Below are 24,818 nucleotides of genomic sequence, written 5' to 3' on the forward strand. Positions count from 1 at the left end.
GAAACTCCCTTACGCAAACTAGATTTTAAACGAAATATTAATGATAATACCACGCCAATCACCTATCATCAATCTTAATAAAGTTGCATTTAGAGGGACAGTTAGAGAAACTGTAAAAATTGATTGAGTATACTTTATAGAAGCATAAGTCTCATGCCAACTTGATCCATCAAAATAAAGAGCAGAGAAAATAATCGAGCTTGGAGAAGAAAAGTTATCTGAAAAAACTTTTAATCTAATTACTTTTGCTTTAAAAGAAGGGGAAGGAGAAGAATTAGAGATTATATCTACTATTGAAATTCCAAAGCTTGATATACATTTGAGACGATATTGCAGATTAAAAGGAAAGTAATTTATAAGATAAGTTACTGAAGCCTTACATGAGAGTTCATTCATAGATAATGAATAATTTAAAACCCTTACGATAATTGGATAATAATTCGAGAGACTACTTAGACACCAAGTTAAGTATTGAGAAAAATTTCCACCATTATTAGCCCAAGCTAAAGAGGCATCTGTTATTCGCTTCAGAATCAAGTTAATTAACCTAACATGATGAAATGGTCTTTGAGGAACATCTACATAACGAGGAAGTGTAAGTACTAAATTTAGTATTAAGCTAGCATATAAAATTGCAAACAATATTACTATTTGACCCTTTTTACCATGAAGCCTCAAGAATAACAATTCTAATAGACCCCCTAAACATTAAGATATAGGAAACTACTATAATGTCTTCATTAACTGTTAAACCATGGTTGACAGTGTACAGTATATTGTCAAATTCATCTTTTATCGTTATTAAAATTTTAATATTATAAGGGATTAAATTCAAAATTAACTTCTCAACTTTGACCCAATCTTCATTATAAACATATCTTGTTAAATCACCATTTGCATCTGCTTTAATTAATACTTCCATAAGTATTTCCTTTAAATTTTCATTATCTTGAAGATTTAGTGGTTTTAGCAATAAGAAAGGAAATGTAAGTAGCATCAAAGCCAATATTGCCTCCAATATACGAGTAAATCCAATACAACTATTCACTATATCACCTCTAAACGAATAATTGAAGTTCGTGTTATAGAGTCACTAGTTGCAATTATGGTGACATAATATGTTCCGCTAAAAGTTAAACGGGAAACGAAGATTCTCAAAGTACTATTAAATGAAGGAAAACCACGGCGAGGAAGAAAAAGGCTAAATGAAAAGGGAGGAAGATTAGCGGCTCTTAAAGTAACTAGACCATTAAAATTATTTATAGAAATTACTTTAATCGTAAATGTTGCGAAACCTCCCCTTCGAATAACAACATTAGTAGGTGTAACATAAACCTTAAAATCTGGTGGAGAACTTGTGACATTTAAAAGGAAAGAGAGAGTATGATTCCTTCCATCAACACCAATTGCAGTAATTTTAATTTCATAGATTCCAGCTGGAGTTGCATTAGTCGATATTAGGCAAGTTGATTGAAAAGGCGGAACGCTAGATATGGGGTTGAATGATATTTTAGCATCAGGTGGAGTGCTATTCACAGACAAACTCACATTAAGATTATAGTCATGAATAGAATCTACAAAAACCTTCGCTGAAGCATTGCTGTATTGTTGAACATTTACAATTGTAGGTTTTATGCTAATAGTGAAATCAGGTGTTGGAGGAGGTAAAATATTTATTTTAACCTCACAATTGACAACAAAACCATTATTGCTAATACCTTCAATGTATATACTATAGATCCCCATGGAAGCATTTTCATAAGGTTGTACATATAAGCTACTAGTAAATGGAACTAGCCCTGAAATCTTAGTAAAAGTCACATTCTTAAAGATTTTCCTGGAATAAGATGTGTTTAATGAAACCACTAGAGAATTAATATTCTTTAGTTGAATAACATCAATTGTAATCCTACCTATAGAACCTGGCGTTATTGAAATTTGATTAGGATAGACATTTATTGTAAATAGTGACTCTTCAACTTCACTTTTAATGGAGAAATCCCATACAGAAGCTTGAAGAACATATGGGTAACTCATTATTAATACAGTGCTCGAAAACCTTACACTTCTAGCACTCGGAATACCTCCATAATCCTCAAAAATATTAGGAAAAGACATTACATAGTATCTCCTAAATCTAGGAGAAAAAACTAAAAATAAACTTGGCTTTTCAACATAATCAACTCGAAAAAGATGGCTTCTAACTTTTTCAGCATTCAAATTGAATAATTTACCTTCACACGTTAGAAGATAAAGATTAAGGATGTTAGAGGGTACTTTGAAAAATAACCCCTTAGAGGTTAAGCCAGGAAAAAGTGACAATCTTACTTTGGAGGGATAATGTCTACTTCCAAAGTATAGTTTAACGCTCCCCTCTGTACAAAATATTTTAAGAGAAAAGCTGACGCCTCTAGATAAGGATATTGAATTTTCTAGATTTAGAGTACAAGAACTCTCTTTTACACTGCGAGAATTAATGTATAGTTCTTGTGAGACATAAGTTTCACTCTTGGTGTAGTTTTCACTAATGTAACCTAAGCTAATTACAATTCTTCCTTTTCCAGAAACATATAATGAAACAATTTTTTCTCCTTCATCAATTATCACATTTTCATTCAAAGTTTGACTTAAAAATTCTACTGACTTATTGACTTGTAATTCAATAATCTTCCCTCCGTTAATAAGGCAGTCTGATAATAAGAACTGAGTATCGGAAATAGAAATTCCTGTTAAATAAAAATGACCGTCAAATGGTAAGATTAGTAATTTATCTAAAATACCAGTCCAGTTAAAGCCCCATAAACCATCTGAAAGTGCAGTTGCAATCACTACTTCAGGTTTTGTTTTAAATTGATATTCACATCCAGATCTACTGACATACAATACTGCTCTATCAAAAAGAGACCCATTAATAAAAGCATAAAGAAAAATAGTGCCTTTAATAGAACGTGAATTGATGTTATTGATAATTGAACACCATAACTTACGTCCATTCAAAATCAAATTAACTTTCAAAGGATAATGTAATGACAATGAGAAGCCATAATTATTAAGACCTAGTAAGTCCTTAAGAAAATCATAGTTTAAATAGGCATTCGGGAAAAATCTACTACAAATCAAGTCCATTTTACTACTAATAGCCGGATTAGACACTTCATCTGAGAATAAAGCTGAAGATAAATATTCAAATACACTTGCTAGAGGGTCAACTAACTTAAAATTAAGATTACCTATATTATTGTAGGTGTTAACGCAGAGTAAGCAAGCTGAAATTAAAAGGAAGATCATGAAACCAGAAAAAATATGCTCAATAACTACCTCCAATGTCACCACCACTCGATAATGCTTTAAAAACTTCTCCGATAACGACGCCCTTAAAAACAACCTTGACATAAACATAGTATGCTTTAAGTCTGTTTATTGGAAAAGTTACTTTAAATGGAACTCCATGACGAATTAAAATTAGCTGAGACCACGCATATTGAAGAGACTTTGCCTCATCATATATTTCAATAGTTAAAGTGCAGTGAAGATCCATTAAACCAAACATTGAAGCTAGATTAACAATTAGAAGAGAAGAATTCTTTGAAAACGTTATAAGAATCTTAAAGTTCTCTCTCGACACATATAAATCAGCCCATAAGGAACAGGTAATCCACTTATCACTTCTGTCTAAACATAAAATTTTAATGTTCAAAGATTTCTTGAATGGTAAAAGAAGTGAAAAATAAACAATTCCAAGTCTATCAGTACTCTTTTCGATACTATGCAATATTCTTCCATTATCATCTAAAACTAATAGTTTCACAGTGATGTTATCTGCAGGTTCAATAGTAAATCGATAATACACTCTAAACATCAAATTATAGTTAAGGTCAACACATTCCTTCTGAATTAAAAATGATGCGATGCTTCTGAATCTAATTAAAACCATTGACGGAGAAGATGAGTTTAAATATACCTTTTGGCCTGACCCAGTATAGAATAAATAGCCCACCCCCATTGCTTCCACATCGATTCTTGGAGGATAAAATATTATTGAACCATTATCCATTACTGGTGAACTTCTAACAACATCACCATTAGGGAGATGAAGCTCTAACTCCAATGTACCATTTCTATTTAGTAACAAATTACCTGTTAAAGCCCATTTCAAGTAAAAGTAAACAATACTAAAACCATAATGATTTTCAACTTCATAATCAATTTTAACACCATCAATTTTAATAATCCCTTTACCAACGACTTTACCAGTAGAACTCTTTACAATAATTTCATGAAAACCAAATGAATATATTGATCCGCTTAAGGGCACTATAGTGGTTGCAACTCCAGATGCATTAGTTAAAAGTGAAACATTATTTTCATAGTAGGGGTTTACTATATCTCTAGGGAATTCTAACATTATCTCCCTGAAGGGCTCATACCTTATAACAACTCCAACAGCTTCAAAAGGCAGAAAGCTATTTTCATAAAACCACTTTCTATTAATCCAATTAACATAGTAGAACTCCAATTTAGCAGGATAGTTAATTATAGTTAATCCAATCCAATCGTAATCTACATGACCTTCACTATAACCAAATATAGTGAAATTATAAAATCCACCTTCACTAGCCTCACTTGCAACTATAGTTAAATTAACCATGCAAGTCTCTCCCTGATCCAGATAAATGGGATTTAAACTAAAACTTACATTAAAATCGCTGTGAAAAGAAGTATTAAGATAAATATACCCTTCAAAATCGTTTAAACTTTCAATAATGACATTATAGTAAGCAGTGTCTCCAGCAAAGATAGTTTGATTTTTAGGAAATACATGTAATTTAAAGGTAGGCTTTAAAAGTAACTTTACTTCTAACGAGAAAGAATTACTTTCAGCCTGTATATCTGAATTTGTATCATAGCCAAATATCTTAAAAGTGTAATTTCTAGGTAGTGTTGACAATGGAACATAAATTAGGAGGCTAAGTCGCTTAACACTGTTACTATTAATTTCAGCGGGATTCTCTGAAAAAATACATGGAAAATCTCCTTCCAATGCGATTAAACTTAAGTTCACTTTCCCCCTATAGCCATTAAGAGGAAATATTGAGACATTAAAAATAGCTGAATCTCCTTGAAAAACACTTTGATTAACAGGAAAAACTTTAATTTCAAATGAAGGTTGTTCATATGCACGTACATTCAAGTATAAAACTTTTCTCTGACCATCACCTCCAAGTCCAACAATCCTTATTAAAGCTAAACCTATATCAGTAGCCTTAAAAATTAAAGCAACATTAAATGGAGGCACACTTGAATTAGAGCCAACAAAACGGACTTTAAGCCATGAAGGTATATTTTCGACAATAACTCTTACGTTTTTATTATATCCATTAACATCATAGACATAAACTTTAAGGGAACGTGATCCACCAACTGGAATCTTTAAACCTGAAGTGTAAGAATTAATAGTAAAGGTGGGTATTAAAATCGAGAGTGAAGTTTGAGATGGGAGATATAATTGATCACCACTAAATCTAAAGGTTAAAACTTTTGTACCAGGAGTCGTCGTTGCAGGTATAGTATAAGAAAAAGTATATGAACCATCACTATAAGTTAAAGTTGAATCAATATATTCCCCATCGAAATAAAAATCTATTCGTCTATTAGCCAAGGGAATGTTAGAACCAGAAGATAGTTTTCCTTTGACTATAATAGTTTCACCTAAATACACCTTTTCTCTTGAAATGCTTGCACTTAAATTGGTTTCTTCTAAATAACTTATTTTAATATTAACTTTAGCTCCAAAGTCACCTAGATAAAAATCTGAATTAGCGAAGGAATAATCCTCAATTGCACCATATGCTTCAGCTGAAACAATAAGAGAAGCAGTTATGGTTATTCTGTCACCTCTTATAACTTGTTTTTGAAGCGCGAATGATTTCACTCTATCCATCACACTATAATGATACTCTTCATAGCCAGTGCCATACTGTTCAATCCTCTTATGCTCAAGAGTAAAGGTTTGACTATCAAACACCAATTTTAAACAGACTTCAGATGCACCACCATACACATTTGAATTTGCTGAAGCTTGAACCACCATATAACCCTTAAGTGAATAAGTTACCTCAACACCTACAATCTTTCCATTAAAATCAACATTCCAAGTCTTAACTATAGATAAAACAACTTGGCTTGAACTTCTAAGTGCGCCAAATCCTTTCACAGCTTTAGCAAATGCACCTAACTCTCCACCATTTAGAGAAAAATCATGTCCATAGTCCGCTTGACCAGCTAAGTTAACATAAAGTGATTTATAATCAAAGGGTGGAGCTAGGATCTTGGAAAAAGTTTCAACAAGAAGAGGATTATAAGAAAGAACTAGATAACTATATTTAGTAAAACAAATCAACATCATGAAGATCAGTAACAATTTAAGGCTAACCTTCACCATAACCACCCCATAGTCTCAATGCCTAAAATCGTAATTATAACACATACTATGGAATGCTTGAAACCGCCAACGACACTACCAGTAGAAATTTTACCCACAATCAACCCTATCAAACAAGAAACAACAATAATTGTCAGAAAACTTGAAAAGAAAAGTTCATTTAAAACACTCTTCGAAGCATATTGCATCGGAAGACCTAGATAATTAGATAAATTTGAAGAAACATAAAAACTAGGTATTATACTATACCTTATGAATTGTGTTAAGACAAACAACAGTATTAATGAAGACACATATCCAATTATATAATAAATTTTAAGTTCCTTTGAAATTCTCTGTTTAACTTCAATATAATCCTCTGAAAATTTAGCTAAAATATCGAAGGTCTCAGATGAACCTCCACCAGTAACTATAGCCTCCTTAAACAGCCAGAAAATAGCTTTAGCATACCAGGACTTAGCATCACTAATAATTAATTCAAAAGCCTTCTCAATTGGAGTTAGAGAATTAGTCAAGAGAGAATTCAAACGCTTAACTATTCTATCTAACGATTCCCCATACGACCTCTTAGAAGCAATTTTCAAAGCTCTCTCGATACTTAAGCCTATCCTCCTAGATTCAGCAATATCTCGAAGAAAAGAGGGCAACGAACATTCAATACCACGACAAAGTCTAGCATCATATTCATAAAGTATTGCTGAGGGTAACAATGAGAAAATGATTAAAAATGCAAAGAGTAAATACCACTTCTTGAATGAAATGAAATTTAAAAATATAGCCAAAAAATCAATCAATAATATAAAAAGCATAGTCTTAACAGTTAATTTAAAGTATCTATCAAAACTCTGTGGAAATTTAAACTGCTCTGAATCAACAATATAGAGTAAAACCAAACCACATAAAGGCGCCAAAAATGAACCATACATTTTCATGAAAAAAATCCCTTGATCAATAGCCATTAGAAAAATAATGCTAAAGAAACCTACAGGAATAAACACGAATAATGCAATCATAAGATCGCCATACAACTTTACATTTTCAGAATATTCCTTTAGCAATGAACGCATCCACTCAATAATCTTAAAACTATACTCAACAAGATAACCAATAGCATCACCACCAGTCTTAACAATTCGCAAATAAGTGAGTAAATAATTCCTAAAAATCTTTGAAGGATTATAATTTAGGGAGTTTTCGAGGGCAGAAATAGGCTCCTTAGAAAAAATAGTTTTCTCTCGAACAATAATTTCACCTTCCCTCCTAGATGCTTTAAATATATTTTGCCTAGATAAACGCTCAAAAGCCTTATATGGAGAGATCCCAACAGCACTCATCATACCAATATAAGTAGCCAAAAACGGAAACTCTGCAGTTAAGTTTACACTACGTAAATGGGCTTTAAATTTAGGATAAAAATAGAAAAATGCAAAACAAGCTATAAGAGGAGAAAATGCCAAGGGGAAGAAGAATAGGTTAAACTTAAAAATAATCAACATAAAAATTAAAAAAAGCGAAGTAGGAAGAGAAAAAAATAGGAAATAAAAGATAAAGATTGAACAATAGCCTATAGGGCTAATTTGTACATCTGCATACCGAAGTGAATTCCACAGATTAAATCTTCTAGATAGACTATCACTCAGATCACCAAAAAATCTATAAGCCAAATTAACTGGAATACCGAAGAGTCTCTTGACGGTCACTTTGAAAACCTCCAAATACCTGTGAAATCTTCTTTAAATAGAAAAACCTTAAATGATGCACAACTTCATCATACTCTCTAACATTTTTCCTATTTAGCTCCTCAAAGAAAGAAATTCTACGTGACAATTCATCTCTAATTAAATATTCATTCCAACCTAATTCTAGACAAAGTTGCTTCAACAATACACTTTTTGAAATTAACAAATCTAAATTTCTTGGTTCAAAATCATCATTAATAGGCGACCAGGAAAAAACTAGGTTATATTTCTCATAATCCTCAATTTCATATACTCTAACAACTCGTCTAAAGATGCCCCTTGGAAGTTCAACCTTCCTAATAACTACTGCACAATTCATTAAAGGAATATAGTTTGGAGAGACATTCATAGGTGGAGAAGTTAACCTCTTAATTGCAGACTCTAATGAATCAGCATGTATAGTACACATACATCCATGACCAGTAGCTGCAGCTTGAAATAATACGTATGCCTCCTCCCCTCGAACTTCACCGACAACAATATAGTCAGGCCTCTTTCTCATAGCAACCTTGACTAAATCAAAAAGAGTTATCTCACCAATCTTACTTCCAAATGAATAACTATGTCTAGCCATTAAAGGTTCCCAACCTTTAACAGGAATCCTAAGTTCAGGTACATCCTCAATAGTGTCAACAGTCCAGTCAGGCTTGAATAAAGCACCAAGAGCAGAAAGCAAAGTAGTTTTCCCAGTTGCTGTCCCACCAATTATAAAAATACTTCTCTTATTCTCAATTAGTAGCCAGAAATATGCAGCCATCAGAGCATTAATCGTTTTGAAATCAAATATTAAATGCATAACAGTAAAGGGTTTTTCTCTAAATTTACGTATACAAATATTAGTCGACTTTTGACTAATCTCTTTACCATAACATATGGAAACTCTATGCTTCTCAGGCAAAATAGCATCAACAATTGGAAAGGCTATAGAAACATGTTTACCAGCCATATGGGCAAGCTTTGAAGCCAATGCATTTAGTTCATCTTCATCCAATACGATATTAGTTGTAAGCCAATCTAAATATCCAAAACGTCTATGCCAAACTATAAATGGATGCCCAGGTCCAACACACTTTACATCTTCAATCTCAGGGTCATGAATTAGTGGCTCAATATAACCATAACCTAGATCTCTCTGAACAAAATAAACTATACGATCGATGCTTAGGTCATAAAGATGCTTCAGGCCATAATCTTCAGCAATTTTTCTAGCCTGTAAGCTAATAAATCTCACAAGATCAACTTCACCATTAATAGGCTCAAGCTCAAATCTCAGCAACTCAGATAGACGAGCATAAACCTTCAATTCAATATCTAAAAGACTAGGCTCATTAACTAAATATAATCCCTCACCATTCCTTCTACCAATAACAATCCTAACTTGACCATTACAAATTTTATATGAAGCAAGAACCTTAATATCACGAGTAAGAGGAAATCTAAAAATGCGAATACTGGGCAAGGATCCAGCCACATCCCTCCGCTTAAAAAGACGTTTAATTAAACTCATTTAAAACCACACTCACAATCTGAAGTTGAAAAAAATATTTAAAACCAAAGAGATAAAGAAGATTTTTTATATTAAAAAGAGATTGAAATAAAGGGATTTGATTAGACAAAGAAATAGAGAAATAATGCCAAGAATAGAATGGATAACGCAGAAATTAAAATCAGTCGACGAAAAAATTGAAAATCTAATCTCAAGAATAACAATCATAGAAGCAGCACTAAAGGAAACACCTGAAAAAAGGCTAAACAATTTGATCGATAAAGCAATGGAGACAATAAAAAGATTAAAAAATGCAACCTCAAACATCGACATAATCACTAAAACATCAACAACAGCAACTAATTTTCTAAATAAAATAGCACAACACAGCTCAAAATTAATAGAAGAACAAAGAAAGCTAAACGAAATGTTGATAAAAATCGAAGAAGAAAGAAGGGAAATTGAAGAAAAACTAAAGAAAAGCACCGAGACAGAAGCATTTGAAAAAACATTAAATATAATTGAGAACGTGCTAGATGAAATTAGAAAAATTAGCGATAATATATCCGAAAAGCATGGCTCCATAACAACAATATATGATGAAGCATTAAAGAGCATAACAGCCATAAAAGATGTACAATATAAAACACTAGATTTATTATCACAATTAACAGTGAAAGCTAATGAAATAACTAGAGAAGTAAAGAGGTTAGCAACCTTAGAGGAAAGAATTAGGAAAAAACATGAAGAAAAACTAATTGAAATTAAAAGAAAAGAACATCAATTAAAACTATGGAGTAACGATTTGCTTTTAAGTCAGGAAGAAATTGAAAAAAAAGAAGCAGAACTTAAAGCAAAAGAGAAAAAACTAAACAACAAAGAGAAAGAATTAAATCAAAAAGAAGAAAAAATATTGAAAATGATAAATAAACTAGAAATAAAAATAAAGGAATATGAAAACCTGCTAAGAACTGTAAACTCACGTATACTCTACTTAGAACAGTTGAAAATAAGAGAAAAAGAACTAGAAGAAAAAATGAGAAAACTAAAGAAAGAAAGAGAAAAACTAGAGAAAGAAAATGAGGAAATGAAAGTAGAAAATGAAAAGTTAAAAACTAAAATTGAGGCATTAAAAATTCAAGCAGAAGAGTTAAAGCAAATTATATCAAGATCAAGGGTGAAAATTACCCTTGCTTCCCCATCCGCAACTAGCACTTAAAATAATAAATACAATCCTAAATGAAAGCATAAGATTGCAAAGAACATTAAATGGTAGATTTTATTTTGACTCTAGAAAAATTGCTTCAAGAATTAAATCACTGAAAGAAGTAAGGAAAATTAATGCAATACTTAGAAAATTATATGAAAGAGAAATCATAAACTACGATAAAAATTTTAGGAAATACTTCATAGATAAAAATTCCAGTCTAAAATTGGAAAATCTTTTAAAGGAATTAAAAAGAACATATATGGTCAAGTATCATAAACCATTAGAATATATTGAGCCTCCAATAAACATTATAGAGTTAAGAAATGGAAATGGAGAAATAATTGCTCAAGCAAGAAGAGAGGGAATTATAAAGCCAGTATATAATTTAAAACATTTTCATAAAACATTTAAGATAATATTCAAACAGTTTAGACATTCAGGATTCACCATAGAGGAAAATGGAAGGAAAATATTAGAGGTAAGAAGAAGAAAAATAACGGAACCCCTCCAGGGAAAGTTTAAAGAGTTAACATTCAAAATAAAACGTATAAGAGGAAGAGAGATAAAAATAATTGAAATAAAAAATGGAGAAATAATAGCAACAATGAAGTCTAATGGCTTTGAAAAAGCAGTTTTTTCATATTCGCCAGAATTAAGGGAAATCTCGATACCATTGGCAATAGCATTATTCGCAATAAAACAGTTAGACGTAATAGTTTAACACTTAAAAATACAACTGGTTCACAGCCAATAGAAAGCAATAAATTAAACTCTAAATATTATGAAGGGATTAATTGAAAGATCCCAAAGCAAATAAGGCTGGAATTTCAGCAATAATAGTCTCACTAATAATTCTAGCAGTATCACTAGGAATGGCAGTAGCATATGCATCAATGATGATGGGATGGTTTGGCGGAGCAAGTGTAATGGTAAAAATAGATACATCAGAAACAAAGATAATACAACACCCCTTAACAGGATACACTAAAATACAAATAGTATTCAGAAATCTAGGAACAGCCACCATTAAAATAAACAGTATACTAGTCGACATGAAAAACACTCAAGGCAACGTAACATTCCTACCTTCACACACATTCATATTAAAGCAGGGGAATGTAGAAGTGGTAAAAGGAAAAATCTATGGATCATCATCCTCAGTAGTAGTGACCTCTCATGGAAAACTAGTAATTCCACCAGGAGAAAGCGCAACACTATTCGGCGAAATAGTAGATGGCAGAAACTATTGGGAAATAAATGTGGACTACAGGGGAACAATATTCTACGAAGGAGGAGTAAAAGACTTCAAATACACAGTGGAAAGCTATTGAGATAATAAAAAATCAACTTCTTCCTTTTCTTTTTTCAGTTGAAGACTAATAATTCTATTAAGCAGAAATTTTATCTCAGACAACTCCAGCTTAATCACATCTAAAAATAATGAATTATCATTACTCTTTGAGGGTTCCCCCGCCAATTTAGAAATTGAAGAAAGCAAATTCTTAATACAAGCAATATCAGCATACATATCGCTTAACAATTCTTCAATTAAACTTAGCTTAGAAACAACCTCCTTCTTCCAACCCATAGCTAAACCCTCTGCTATAATATCAACTTGAGATTTAAAACCTACACATAGACAAGACTTAATGCTAGAAAAAATAAACATATCATGGGTGCATAATTTGACCTGGATGGTATGGCTTAAACCTCCATACAGATATGGAAGCGAAGAAATGCGAAAAATATTCACAAAAGAAAACTGGCTTCAAAAAATGTTAGATGTAGAAGCAGCTCTAGCCAAAGCCCATGCTCAAATTGGAAACATCCCGATGGAAGCAGCCGAATACATAGCATCTAAAGCATCAACAAAATATGTAACAATCCAAAAAATATCAGAAATAGAAAAAGAAATCCATCATGAAACAATGGCAATAGTGAAAGCTTTAGCAGAAGAGTGTGGAAAATATGGAGGATACGTCCATCTTGGAGCCACATCAAATGATATACTAGACACTGCATTAGCATTACAGTTGAAAGATGCATTAAAAATCATTAGAGAAGACCTAATTGAACTAGCAGAAATAATGATTGAAAAAGCTGAAAAATACAAGGATACAATATGCCTAGGAAGAACTCATGGAATAGCTGCCATAGTAATGCCATTTGGATTTAAATTCGCCGTATGGCTGGACGAAATAAGAAGACATCTGGAAAGATTAGAAGAATACTCTAAACGAGACATTGTAGGAAAAATGAGTGGTGCAGTTGGAACTATGGCAGCCCTAGGTGAAAAAGGTATCGAAATACAAAGACTAGTAATGAAATACCTCGGCTTAAAAGAAGCGGAAATAACAACACAAATAGTTTCAAGAGATAGGCTAGCTGAAATAATATGTCTAATATCAATGATAGCCTCGACACTAGATAAAATAGCCAACGAAATAAGAAACCTTCAAAGAACAGAAATCAGAGAAGTAGAAGAACCATTCACAACACAACAAGTAGGATCCAGTACAATGCCCCATAAAAGAAATCCAATAAGATCTGAAAAAGTCTGTGGACTAGCAAAAGTAATAAGAAGCTACACCTTAGCAGCACTAGAAAACATTGTACTAGAACATGAAAGAGACTTGACTAATAGCTCTTGTGAAAGAATAATGATTCCTGAAATATTCCTACTACTAGACGAACAGCTGAAAACCCTAAAGAAAGTATTGAAAGGACTAGTTGTATATCCAGAAAATATGAAAAAGAATATTGAAAACACAAAAGGATTAGTGATGTCAGAAGCAGTCATGATAGCTATGGTCAAAAAAGGTGCAAGCCGACAAAAGGCCCATGAAATAATAAGAAACTGTGCCATAAAAGTCCTACAAACAGGGAGACACTTACTAGAAATATTAAAGGAAAATCCAGAAATAAGAAAGTATCTAAATGAAAAGGAACTTGAAGAAGCCATGAAACCTGAAAACTACCTTGGAGCATCAAAAATCATCATTAAGAACATTATAGAAGAAACTAGACAATATCTAGCCAAATTGAGGGAGAAAATTGAATGAAAAAATAGCAGTAATATATTCAGATAAATATTTACTGCATGAAACAGGAAATCATCCAGAATCACCTCTAAGAGTAAAGAAGACAATAAACTTGATTCAAAAATCAGAGTTAACAGCAATGGAAAAAATAATAATTCTACCACCAAACAAAGCAACTGAAAATGATATTTTAAGAGTACATAGCAGAAAGTTGCTAGAAAACATTAAAAAAATCAGTGTGACTGGAGGAGGCCTAATAACACTAGACACCATTGTATCCCCACAATCATATAAAGTAGCACTTCTAGCAGCAGGAGGAGTAATAAAGGCAACACAACTAGTACTTAAAGGAAAATTAAAAAAGGCATTTGCATTAATAAGACCACCAGGACATCATGCAAGCTTTAATAAAGCTAAAGGCTTCTGTCTCTTCAACAATATTGCTATAGCAGCAGAAAAAGCACTTGAAGAAGGGTTAAGAAGGATACTAATTTTCGACTGGGATGCACATCATGGGGATGGAACCCAAGAAATATTCTACAGAAAACCAAACGTACTATATATTTCAATACATCAAGATGGAAGAACACTATATCCAGGAACAGGGTTCATAGATGAGATAGGTGAAGAAGAAGGAGAGGGATTCAATATAAACATACCACTACCACCACAAGCTACAGGGAATGAGGCGATAAGAGCACTAAAGGAAATTGTAGAGCCAGTAATAGAGCAATATAAACCTGAATTAATAATGATTTCAGCAGGTTATGATGGACACTATGCAGACACAATCTCAGATCTAATGTTTACAACAGATACATACTATGAAATTGCAAGAACATTATCAAGAAAGGCAGACAAATACGCAAATGGAAGAATAGTAGTAGCCTTAGAGGGAGGATATCACCTAAAATATACGCCTCTATCAATACTAAATACAATTCACGCCCTAGTAAACGAAGAAATAGCTTTTAAAGACAGAAAAAGAGGAAGACGATTAGAAAATGAGAGATATGTGGAGGCAACAATTATTAAAATCAAAAAAATTTTATCTAAATATTGGACTTTCTAACCTAAAACACGGAGATGAAAAAGTGAGGCGCTTCTACATAGCTACCGAAGAAGAAATAAAAAGAGGTGAAACAACTGACGTATACTTCTCAAGAACAAGGAAAATATTAAAAGCCAAAAATCTTGATAAAGTCAAAGTAATAACAGAAATTACACCAGGAAAACTACCGCGACAATGGAAGTGGGGAATACTATGCGGTATAGAGGAGGAAGCAAAGCTATTAGAGGGATACCCAGTAAATGTCTACGCCATGCCTGAAGGAAGCATCTTCTACCATCTAAGCTATAATGGCGTAAGAGAACCAGTAATGGTAATTGAAGGCCCCTATGAAGCCTTCGCACATCTAGAAACAGCAATATTAGGACTAATATGTCAAGCATCAGGAGTAGCCACTGCAGCGGCAAGAATAAAAAAGCTAGCCAAAGACAAACCAATATATGCCTTTGGAATAAGAAGAATGCATCCAGCAATAGCCCCCATGCTAGACCGAGCAGCCTACATCGGAGGATTTAATGGAGTATCAGGAGTGTTAGGAGCAAAACTAATAGGAATAAAACCTGCAGGAACAATGCCACATGCATTAATAATAATATTCAATAACCAAGTAAAAGCATGGAAAGCATTCGACGAAATAATGCCACCAGAAGTACCTAGAATAGCCCTAGTAGACACATTCTACGATGAAAAAATAGAGGCAATAATGGCAGCAGAAGCACTTAAAGATAGATTATTTGCAGTAAGACTAGACACTCCAAGCTCTAGGAAAGGCAATTTCGCAGATATAATTAGAGAAGTAAGATGGGAGCTAGATATAAGAGGATATAAACATGTAAAAATATTCGTATCTGGAGGAATAAACGAAGAAAATATAAAAACACTCATAGAAGCAGGAGCAGAAGCCTTCGGAATAGGAACAAGCGTCTCCAATGCACCAACCATAGACTTTGCAATGGACATAGTGGAAGTAGAAGGAAAACCCAATGCAAAAAGAGGAAAAATGGGAGGAAGAAAACAGGTGTGGCGATGTAAAAAATGCTTAACAGACATCATACTACCCATAAACACAAGAAAACCGAAATGCCCAAAATGTAATAGGGCAATGGAGCCAATGCTAAAACCATTAATAAAAGAAGGAAAAATAATAGCAAAACTACCATCAGCAACAGAAATTAGAAAATATGTACTAGAACAACTTGAAAAAATAGAATTATAAGTGTGAAAATAAATAGCAATTCAAGAGGGGCCGTCGTCTAGCTTGGACTAGGATGCCAGCCTGGGGCGCTGGTGGTCCCGGGTTCAAATCCCGGCGGCCCCACTAATAAGTGTAAGACTTGAGAATGAATGTCCTAAATCATTATAGTATCATTAGCATGCGTATAATGCTTGTATATAAAGCAGATCATCAATGTGAGTAAAAACTCCTAGATTCACCCTGTAATGATTAAAGAGTATAGATCCAAATAGTTGAGTTGAAGCAGGAAATAACAAGTAAAAATTAGATGCTTGATTAAGAACCTCCATAAAGCTTTAAGATTAATTCGGTTAAAAGAAGTCAACTCAAAAAATTCGCTTAAAAAAGAAGTTAAGCTTGTGATTTCATAACTTACTTATATATACTGTAATAATGTTAGTCTATCGGATATATTGTGTGCCATCCATAATAATCTACTGAATCATATGGACCTGGATTATAGAAGGATACATAGTATAGTCCATCTTCCCATGCATAAACGTTTAATATGGCATATCCATCATAAACTTCATATCCTCTAAATTCCCATGTGTCTAAATTAGTTAAGCCCATCCATATTGGTTGATAGTTTGGCGACCACCAAGTTTCAATTTCTACTCGTTGGGAATAGAGTAATAAGTAGGGACCATAATCATCCCATTCATCTATCTGCAACGTTCCTCCATGAGGATAAGTTTCTGATTGAGACTTAACGTCACTTAACTTCACTATCTGGAGAAATATGATTTTCCCCACAGGTAAAATGTCTGGTACTGAGCTCTTTAATACTACACAAACAATATATGTTTTAGCCATTTTTATTGGTTTAAACTTTATTATGATTAATTCAGTTATTCTTTCCCTTTCAACTTTGGATGGTTTTACATTGGATTTAAATGGAATCACTTGATCAGGCGTTAGAGAAGCTTGAGAAGTTTTGGATTCATGACTCACACCTAAGATTGATTCTGTTTTACGTACATTATGATAAGTTAATTTCCCGACCGGTAGAACTTCTGGATGTGAACTAGCAGTAACAACACCAATCCAATAATCATCGCCAATTTCAATTGGCCTAAAGCGTACACGAACTGGTTTAGGTTCTTTATTCGAACTGCCTTGCACCAAAACTTCATGGCACTTTTTTGTAAATGCTTGAACGTTAATGGTTATAGCTACGATGAATATTAATGCAATAGTCAGAGTAAATGCGAGTTTCTCAATATTCTTCATGGAATCACCCCAACATAAATAATCTCTGAAACTCTGATGTATGAAAAACCTTAAAAGAGTTGCCTGAAAAGCATTTCAGAAAATCAAAAGCTTTATAAAAGTTAAAATATTTCTTAATTAATTAGAGATTTTTATTTCAAAACTTATATGAGCTTCTTTTCCACATATGCTGTTATAAGTAGGATTATGCCTGATAGAAATGTTAATAGTGTTCCTGTGCTTGGAAGATATTGACGGTATTTTATTGCTGTTGGTCCCTTATAATCTGGAGGCACAAATATCGATACAGCTATTATTTTACTGGCTTTAAAGACTCCAATTGTCCATAATAATGATGATAATATAGCTAATATGCCACTACAAAGTGTAATTTTCCAGTCAATCTTAATCAAAGATACTAGACAAAATAATACTGAGAACATGTAGAAAAATATGGACGAAATAGCTAAAATTATTATACCTCCACTATATATTGGTGCACTCATATCAAAGACATATATATCCTCAATAGGAATAACTCTCAAAAACGGACGAACCGTATGACTATACTCAGCCATCCATGGCAAAAACAATGACGATAACAAAGTAATGAAAGAGAAGATTTTTAATAAGGTTTTTAGTTTACCTTTCATTTAATCACCATTCGACATTTAACACTACTCGCGAACGACATTTACTGTTATTTCATCTGATTCTGATGGAATCTCGTATTCATTTATTGCAATAACTCTTATGTTATATTGTCCGGTGGTAGGTGTTGTTGAATCCCAATAGCCTATCCATAGATTTCTAAATGAATCATATGACATTAGTTGTCTTCCAGTATCGTAGGATGGCCCATAGACTCTATAACCTACTGAGTTTATAGCTACAGTTGATGAAACACTTGCATCTATTTCAACAATTCCAGATACCGTATCCCCATCAATTGGAGAAACTATATAGACTATTGGTCTCTGGATTGCTGGATAAACATATCTTACACCTCTAATATCACCAATGTTAAGATCATGCTTTATTCCTGTGTAAGACCAATACATCACTTGAAAATAATTGTCATCTAAATATAAGTCATATAGACTTACAAAGTGTCCTACTTCATGGGTGGCTACAGTCTGTAAATCTATGTCGCTTCCAATATTCCAATTTTCTGCATCATCAAAGACTAAGTCCATTTCAATTATTTGATCTTGTGTATAATCAAGTAATATGGTATAGGCAAGTGTATTACCTGGTCCATCATAATCTGAAACCCAACCTACTACATTTACACCATCTTTAGCATGAGGCGCTCTACTAGTAGTACCACCATACGTAAAGTCAATATAAGAGTATAAGTCATCTTCCCATGTCTGAAATACATTAATAATTGCCTGAAATTCTTCTGTTCCCGGAATATCTTGTGTCCCGTTTTCATTTATATAATATACTACAGGTAGATTAGTCCACGTTACTCTAAGCCATAATTCAAAGCCTAATCCATCTTCTTCATAAATATACTCTGGGCCGGATGCTTCGTATGCGGTACTTTTTTCAATGACAATGAGTCTACCTATGTATAGCATTCCATTTTTCATCAATTTTGAGTAGATAAGAACTTTATCTCCAACTCTATACCTCTCCACTCCAAATGGCGATAAGTAAAAACAGCGTTGAATTATAGTTAAGTTATCCATCTTAACTTCTCCGCCAAAATGATAAACTATTACTTTAGGAAGATCTATGCCTTGTTTGTACCATTTATGAATTGATAAGTTTAAGTATGTAATTACTCCCTTTTTCTCATCATATATAGAAGTCTTGTTTACTATGGAAGCCACAAATACATGTGAGGAGTAATTCCAAAGTATTTCTCCATCATTTTGATTTATAAAACACCTAGCTTCAATTGCTGGAATAGCTATTAAAGCTTTTGAAAATAGTAGAAGAGCTATAACTAGTTTTAAAATGCATAGCTTCCTCATTTTCCTACTCTCCAAAATTTAGAGGAGATGAAATAGCTTTTATAAATTTAGTGAAAAACATTTCACTTAATTATTCACATAATAAATTAACTGCTTTCAATTTCTATATTTAAAATGTTTATCGGAGAATTAATAAAATAATAACAATAGTAAAATGAAAAGTGACATTTTTCTAGAAGTTGAAAAGCCAGGGCAACCTAGCTTTCAAATACCTAGTGAATGAAATGGCAAACTTACGATTAGAAATGTAAAATTCTAAAATCTGATCGTTCAATAAAACACTAAATCTATTCAAGAATGAATCATGTATTAGGTCACCCAATTTAGCTTTACTCCACTCATTTATCAATAGTGAAACTGCATCTGAATATTTTCGTCTTGAATAAACAATCCATCTATCACCCTCAATCTTCGGTCCAGCAACTAAATTCTCTGAAGCTAAGTGCTTCCTAAGAAAACGGTTACAATGCTCCCTAGAAGAAATTGGTGGACCGATACGCTTCTCAATATTAGGAATATTAGCAGATTCAAGCTCGTAACAAAAAACAATTTTGTCCCTTTCATTAGACCAAACAAAACCATCAATTACAACAAAGTTCCAATTAGATAAAAATCGCTTAATACCTCTCCAAGATTTATAAAGTTGACCCCACAAAATGTCTGGTACAGCTTGAGGACAAGAAGTAATTATAAAGACAAAATCAGTCCCCCTAACCTTAAACTGTTCAACTAACTCCTTAGCAGTAAAGGCTCTAGGTTCAGTTGGATAGAAAAAGTGTAAACTTGGATTTCTGAGAAAAGCTCGACAAGCAGCAATAAATTCACACATTCTTTCTAAAGATAGGGCTGCAGCAACATTCCGTCTTCTATCAACAGGATCAACTACAATTAAAGGTGCTTGAAAAATTCTTTCCACATCCCTAATCTCTGAGTAATAGTTTTCAATATCAATTACAACAGAAAAAGGCTTCCACCTATTCGCCACTTCATCTATTAAATCCAAAAACGAGTTATAATAAAGTATTAAAAGCTCACATAGATAACCCGAGAAGCCTTGAATTTTAATTTCTGCCCCATAAACACTTATACCCTTCATAAATTGCTTTAAAACTCTCACTTCTCTCCTCAACTGATCATTAAATGAACTGTTAATATAGTCGGTATGGAAAGGCGTTCTATCAACAGTTGATAATGCCTCACTAGGGTCATCAAGCATAAAACAAGGAACTAAATCAATTTTAAAGCCCTCAAATTCAGTTTCAATATATGGATGTTCAGCATAACGTTCAATCCACTTATCTCCAGCTGCAATCTTAGCTATTTTTAAACCAAGAGATTTAAGACCTTCAAGACCAACATGCTTTGGAAGCTGAATGAAAATATCAATATCACGATCACCAGAAATCCAAGTATTCTTGGCAATTGAACCTTCAACTCTAGCTCTAACATTAATATTAAATTTAGAAGCTGCAAGCTCTATCCGACGTATCATCTTCAATACAACATTTCTAATTTTCTGTTTCTCATCGCTCTTAGGTTCAACCCTGTTATAAACAATTTCTAGTATACGTTCAACACTACTCATAACAATCAACCTAATTCAAAGTTATCTCCTTTAAAGTTGAATAGACAGGTCCTCTAGGAGTTAAAACACTTCTCTTCAATCTAATAGACTTGACAGTCATTCTGCCAAAAACATAGTTACGATATCTATTAAAGATATCAACGATTCTCTCAACATTTCTTCTACGTCTAACCCTAGCAATAGTTATATGAGGATGGAAAGCTTTAGTTTCAGGTCTAAAACCTATTTTTCTCAACTCCTTCTCAAGGAAATTAAAGACATTTACCACCTTATCATACCCTTCACCAATCCCAACCCAAATAACATTAGGTCTAGTTATCCTTGGAAAAGCTCCAAGACCTTTAATCTCCATTATGAAAGAAGAAAAATCTAATTTCTCCATAATTCTACCGACATTGTTAACCATAAAAGAGGGAATCTCGCCTAGAAAACGTAAGGTTAAATGAATATTCTCCCGTCTAACAAGCTTTAAATCCGCAACATTCTCAACTAGAAGTAGCTGAACACCCTCCAGTTCATTTAAAATATTTTCATCCTCAACATCAATTGCTATAAACGATCGAATACGCTCCAAGATCAACACCACCAAATATTATGAAAACATATACATTAAATTTTTAAGGACTACCTATGGCTTAAAATAGTTATAGGGTTCACATTGAAGAAACTAATTGGAATCGTTGGAATGCCTGGTGCTGGAAAATCAATTATAGCTAATACTGCAAAAAAACTGGGTATACCAGTAATAGTTATGGGAGATGTCATAAGAGAAGAGGCAATATCAAGAAAAATACCCCCGACGCCTGAAAATTTAGGGAAAATAATGAAGGAGTTAAGGCTAAAAGAAGGAGCTGGAATAGTAGCTAAAAAATGCTTCCCCAAAATAGACAACTGTAAAGAAAAAATTGTAATGATAGATGGAATAAGAAGCCTAGCAGAAGTAGAAGAATTCAAAAAGAAATATGGAGAAATCATAATCATTGCAGTACATGCATCACCAAAAACTAGATTTAAAAGACTCAAAAAAAGAGGGAGAAGCGATGATCCAAAAACATGGAGAGAATTCACTGAAAGAGATATGAGAGAACTGAGTGTAGGAATAGGAAAGGTTATTGCACTTGCAGATTACATGATAGTTAATGAAGATACTATAGAAAAACTTATTGAAGAAGTCACAAAATTATTGAAGAGGTTAGAGGAAGATGATTAAAATAGTAGTAGAAGCAGAAGTAAAATCAACTGAAGATGAAGAAAAAGTGAAAAAAGCCATTCTAAATGTATTTGAACCTGAAACGATCAGTATTGAAGAAAGATTTAAAAGAAAATATATTATTGCAAAATCAGAGAGTATAGAAAGTCTAAGGAAACTACATTCATTACTTAGAAGAGAAAGAATATTAGATGCCGCAAGGAAGATGATGAAGAGATTTTCGACACAAAACCAGTTAATATTCTTCTTAAACAAGCAGGTGGCATATGTAGGTCATTTATCATTCTGCCTACCAGAAAGAGAATCACCCCTGGGACCAATAAGATTTGAAATTACATGTGACAACATAAAGGATATGATAAATTGGCTCGCACCACCAACATCACAGGGAAAACCAATATATGAAAGAGAACCGCCAATATGAACTATTCAACCTTCTTTATATAGAAAGTGAAATCACCACATCTAGGACGCATACTCAAATAATCCTTAAACCTTAAAGCTGAAGCCCGCATCAATAAAGATTGACCACAAACGGGCTTCTGAAAACCCTTAGCACATAAAAGACATGCACCATTACAACCATCCAAAGGCTTAAAATTTTCATTTAGACTCTTACGCCAATAAATTGGAACATTAATACCTTCACAATTTAGTGAGCTCATATAATCCTCATTTAAACCTCTATAAACAATCCTACCATTAACTCTAATTCTCTCAAACTCCATACATAAAGCCATTGTAACACCAATTTCATCACAAACTCTCCGAGTCAAACTGAAAATCCTCCTCCTATAAACTATATCACCATCTTGAGAAGAAGAATAAACTCTACACCACAAAGGATAAGCATCTGAGAAAAACTCTTTAATAATCTCAAAAAGTTTAATCCTCCTAGACTCACCACGCCTTCCAATATCACATAAACTAAAAATAACATGGCTAACCCCCAACTCCTTAACTGACACAACCAAATCTCTTATAGTTCTCTCATCATCAGTTATCCCTGGAAGAAGAGGATCCATCCTTACAACAGTGAAAATACCTCTATCGACACATTTCTCAATAGCTTTAAATTGATCATCAACCTTAGCAGCATTTGGTGAAAAAACACTATTAATCTCATCATCCAAACTCAAAATAGTAAATTGAGCAAAACAATGCCCATAAGGATGCTCAGCCATCCTGTCGAGGAGACGTATAGGAATGTTATCCCCCCGCTTAGTTATAAATTCAACAGGTAAATCTAAATCTAAGAAAACCTCAGCAGCCAATTCACTTAGATGATAAAAATTTTCTAAAGGCTTTTGAAAGGGTTCAGATGAAGGACTGAGATAAGCACATGAAGCCCAATATAACCTACTAAGCTCCTCCCTCAATTTTAAATGAAAATCCTTAAAAACAGTTACAATGCCATCTTCATCCCAAAGAGAAAAATACCCTCCAAATGACCTAGCATAACACATAGGACAATCAACACTACAGCCGTTATATGGATTCAATAATATTCGCTCAGAACTACACTCCCTCCTACCGTCATCCAAAAACCCATAATACCATCCATGAATAACTTCCTTCACCGTTGGAACAAGTATATGAGGATATGGTGAAGCTATAACATTAAATTCCTTAACATATCTTCCGAATCTAACCATAACTCTACGCTTCAATGAAACTCACCTTAAACTCGGGGAAAAGCTCAATAACCTGAAAATCCCTTCCAACGATAACTCTAGGAAAAATGCTTTTTGCTTGATTGAGCAGTATTAAATCATTACCTTCATACCTAGCACTAATATGAGTTAAAACTAAAAACTTGACATTAGCCTTCAATGCAACTTCAGCAGCTTGACTAGCAGTTGAATGCTTATCTTGACTAGCTTTATCAGCAAGAGAATCATCAAAGGTAGCTTCATGAATCAATAAATCAGCATTTCTAGCAAACTCAACAATCTTCTCACTTGAAGCTGTATCAGCTGAATACACCAATTTTAACCCAGGCCTCATTGGACCTAAAACATGTTCAGGTTTAACAATTCGACCATCCCTCAATTTAACTGGAAAACCCATTTGAAGCTTCTTCCAAAGAGGACCCTTCGGAACACCAAGCTCAATAGCCTTCTCAGGATAAAACTTGCCAGGTCTAGGACGCTCTTCAAGAGAAAAAGCTAAACAAGGAATACTATGATTAGTCCAACATGCCCTAACTACATAATCATCACCCTCAAAAACCAATCCCTCACCAACCTCAAAAACTGTAACCTTAAAGGTTAATAGAAAGCGAACAGTTTCCCTAAGAGCCTTAAAAAACTTAATAATTCCACTAGGTCCATAAACCTCAAGCGGAGCACTACGACCCATAAGAGACATAGTCTGAAGTAAACCTGGAAGCCCCAATACATGATCTCCATGAAGATGACTAATAAAAATCCTAAACTTAGCTGGAAAACCAATACCAGCTTTAATAAACTGTCTTTGAGCCCCCTCACCACAATCAAATAATATAAGCTCACCCTTCCTTCTAATAGCTATGCACGGTAGATTTCTGCTCTTAGTAGGTATACTGCCAGCAGTTCCTAACAAAACAACTTGAAACTGCATATTA

General features: G+C 33.4%; 22 protein-coding genes and 1 tRNA gene. 9 read left to right on the top strand and 14 right to left on the bottom strand.

All coding sequences use genetic code 11. The features are described 5' to 3' along the window. Positions 1–18: 18 nt before the first annotated feature. Genes ACW8TM_RS01800 through ACW8TM_RS01825 form a run of 6 tightly spaced genes read right to left on the bottom strand, consistent with a single transcriptional unit; the run spans position 19 to position 9,688 of the window. Complete coding sequence (locus tag ACW8TM_RS01800; protein WP_491531555.1) at positions 19–687, bottom strand: hypothetical protein; 669 nt, start codon at positions 685–687, stop codon at positions 19–21. Further along, positions 662–1,048: a hypothetical protein gene (locus ACW8TM_RS01805; protein WP_491531556.1), complete on the bottom strand. Its 387-nt coding sequence runs from the start codon at positions 1,046–1,048 to the stop codon at positions 662–664. The genes ACW8TM_RS01800 and ACW8TM_RS01805 overlap by 26 nt, the downstream gene beginning before the upstream one ends. Further along, positions 1,048–3,324, bottom strand: coding sequence for a COG1470 family protein (locus ACW8TM_RS01810; RefSeq protein ID WP_491531557.1), 2,277 nt, complete (start codon positions 3,322–3,324; stop codon positions 1,048–1,050). The genes ACW8TM_RS01805 and ACW8TM_RS01810 overlap by 1 nt, the downstream gene beginning before the upstream one ends. Further along, complete coding sequence (locus ACW8TM_RS01815; RefSeq protein WP_491531558.1) at positions 3,308–6,439, bottom strand: hypothetical protein; 3,132 nt, start codon at positions 6,437–6,439, stop codon at positions 3,308–3,310. Before ACW8TM_RS01815 ends, ACW8TM_RS01810 begins: the two co-directional genes overlap by 17 nt. After that, positions 6,436–8,142, bottom strand: a complete 1,707-nt coding sequence (locus ACW8TM_RS01820) for a type II secretion system F family protein (RefSeq protein WP_491531559.1) — start codon at positions 8,140–8,142, stop codon at positions 6,436–6,438. Before ACW8TM_RS01820 ends, ACW8TM_RS01815 begins: the two co-directional genes overlap by 4 nt. After that, the gene (locus ACW8TM_RS01825; protein ID WP_491531560.1) at positions 8,108–9,688 is read right to left on the bottom strand and encodes a type II/IV secretion system ATPase subunit; all 1,581 of its coding nucleotides are present in this window, start codon (positions 9,686–9,688) and stop codon (positions 8,108–8,110) included. The genes ACW8TM_RS01820 and ACW8TM_RS01825 overlap by 35 nt, the downstream gene beginning before the upstream one ends. 124 nt (positions 9,689–9,812) lie before the next feature. Here ACW8TM_RS01825 and ACW8TM_RS01830 point away from each other — a divergent pair, with 124 nt between their 5' ends. From ACW8TM_RS01830 to ACW8TM_RS01840, 3 genes are all read left to right on the top strand, one after another. Next, a complete protein-coding gene (locus ACW8TM_RS01830) occupies positions 9,813–10,886 on the top strand; it encodes a hypothetical protein (protein WP_491531561.1) in 1,074 nt (357 codons plus the stop codon). Then, a complete protein-coding gene (locus tag ACW8TM_RS01835; protein ID WP_491531562.1) occupies positions 10,858–11,598 on the top strand; it encodes a hypothetical protein in 741 nt (246 codons plus the stop codon). Before ACW8TM_RS01830 ends, ACW8TM_RS01835 begins: the two co-directional genes overlap by 29 nt. Before the next feature lie 73 nt (positions 11,599–11,671). After that, positions 11,672–12,208: a hypothetical protein gene (locus ACW8TM_RS01840; RefSeq protein WP_491531563.1), complete on the top strand. Its 537-nt coding sequence runs from the start codon at positions 11,672–11,674 to the stop codon at positions 12,206–12,208. Here ACW8TM_RS01840 and ACW8TM_RS01845 read toward each other — a convergent pair. After that, positions 12,202–12,465 (bottom strand): hypothetical protein, encoded by a 264-nt coding sequence (locus ACW8TM_RS01845; RefSeq protein WP_491531564.1) that lies wholly within the window; start codon positions 12,463–12,465, stop codon positions 12,202–12,204. The genes ACW8TM_RS01840 and ACW8TM_RS01845 overlap by 7 nt on opposite strands. A 106-nt stretch (positions 12,466–12,571) precedes the next feature. On the opposite strand from ACW8TM_RS01845, the gene purB reads away from it, so the two are divergent. The 4 genes from purB to ACW8TM_RS01865 all read left to right on the top strand — a co-directional run bounded on the left by purB (position 12,572) and on the right by ACW8TM_RS01865 (position 16,305). Then, positions 12,572–13,939, top strand: a complete 1,368-nt coding sequence (gene purB / locus ACW8TM_RS01850; protein ID WP_491531591.1) for an adenylosuccinate lyase — start codon at positions 12,572–12,574, stop codon at positions 13,937–13,939. Continuing rightward, positions 13,932–14,990, top strand: a complete 1,059-nt coding sequence (locus ACW8TM_RS01855; RefSeq protein ID WP_491531565.1) for a histone deacetylase family protein — start codon at positions 13,932–13,934, stop codon at positions 14,988–14,990. Before purB ends, ACW8TM_RS01855 begins: the two co-directional genes overlap by 8 nt. Positions 14,991–15,012: 22 nt before the next feature. After that, positions 15,013–16,203 carry a nicotinate phosphoribosyltransferase gene (locus ACW8TM_RS01860; protein WP_491531566.1) on the top strand — a complete coding sequence of 397 codons (1,191 nt, stop codon included), beginning with the start codon at positions 15,013–15,015 and terminating at the stop codon, positions 16,201–16,203. A gap of 26 nt (positions 16,204–16,229) precedes the next feature. Beyond that, positions 16,230–16,305: transfer RNA gene (locus tag ACW8TM_RS01865), tRNA-Pro, on the top strand. 312 nt (positions 16,306–16,617) lie between these two features. Here the strand turns inward: ACW8TM_RS01865 and ACW8TM_RS01870 are convergent. The 5 genes from ACW8TM_RS01870 to thpR form a co-directional block, all read right to left on the bottom strand. Next, on the bottom strand, positions 16,618–17,454 hold the full coding sequence (locus ACW8TM_RS01870) for a hypothetical protein (RefSeq protein WP_491531567.1): 837 nt from the start codon (positions 17,452–17,454) through the stop codon (positions 16,618–16,620). Positions 17,455–17,597: 143 nt separating this feature from the next. Continuing rightward, positions 17,598–18,086, bottom strand: a complete 489-nt coding sequence (locus ACW8TM_RS01875) for a hypothetical protein (protein ID WP_491531568.1) — start codon at positions 18,084–18,086, stop codon at positions 17,598–17,600. 24 nt (positions 18,087–18,110) lie between these two features. Beyond that, complete coding sequence (locus ACW8TM_RS01880) at positions 18,111–19,418, bottom strand: matrixin family metalloprotease (protein ID WP_491531569.1); 1,308 nt, start codon at positions 19,416–19,418, stop codon at positions 18,111–18,113. A 172-nt stretch (positions 19,419–19,590) separates the two neighbouring features. Next, positions 19,591–21,003 (bottom strand): CCA tRNA nucleotidyltransferase, encoded by a 1,413-nt coding sequence (gene cca, locus ACW8TM_RS01885; RefSeq protein WP_491531570.1) that lies wholly within the window; start codon positions 21,001–21,003, stop codon positions 19,591–19,593. 10 nt (positions 21,004–21,013) lie between these two features. Further along, positions 21,014–21,577, bottom strand: a complete 564-nt coding sequence (gene thpR, locus ACW8TM_RS01890; protein WP_491531571.1) for an RNA 2',3'-cyclic phosphodiesterase — start codon at positions 21,575–21,577, stop codon at positions 21,014–21,016. An 84-nt stretch (positions 21,578–21,661) separates the two neighbouring features. Between thpR and ACW8TM_RS01895 the strand changes: the two genes are divergently transcribed. Together ACW8TM_RS01895 and ACW8TM_RS01900 are read left to right on the top strand one after the other, a co-directional pair. Continuing rightward, positions 21,662–22,213 carry an AAA family ATPase gene (locus tag ACW8TM_RS01895; protein WP_491531572.1) on the top strand — a complete coding sequence of 184 codons (552 nt, stop codon included), beginning with the start codon at positions 21,662–21,664 and terminating at the stop codon, positions 22,211–22,213. Beyond that, a complete protein-coding gene (locus tag ACW8TM_RS01900; RefSeq protein WP_491531573.1) occupies positions 22,206–22,637 on the top strand; it encodes an RNA-binding domain-containing protein in 432 nt (143 codons plus the stop codon). The genes ACW8TM_RS01895 and ACW8TM_RS01900 overlap by 8 nt, the downstream gene beginning before the upstream one ends. Before the next feature lies 1 nt (position 22,638). Here the strand turns inward: ACW8TM_RS01900 and ACW8TM_RS01905 are convergent, their stop codons facing one another. Both ACW8TM_RS01905 and rnz read right to left on the bottom strand, forming a co-directional pair. Then, positions 22,639–23,883: an SPL family radical SAM protein gene (locus ACW8TM_RS01905; protein WP_491531574.1), complete on the bottom strand. Its 1,245-nt coding sequence runs from the start codon at positions 23,881–23,883 to the stop codon at positions 22,639–22,641. After that, on the bottom strand, positions 23,873–24,814 hold the full coding sequence (gene rnz, locus ACW8TM_RS01910) for a ribonuclease Z (protein ID WP_491531575.1): 942 nt from the start codon (positions 24,812–24,814) through the stop codon (positions 23,873–23,875). The genes ACW8TM_RS01905 and rnz overlap by 11 nt, the downstream gene beginning before the upstream one ends. Positions 24,815–24,818 lie beyond the last annotated feature (4 nt).

This window comes from Candidatus Culexmicrobium sp. (assembly GCF_058356305.1).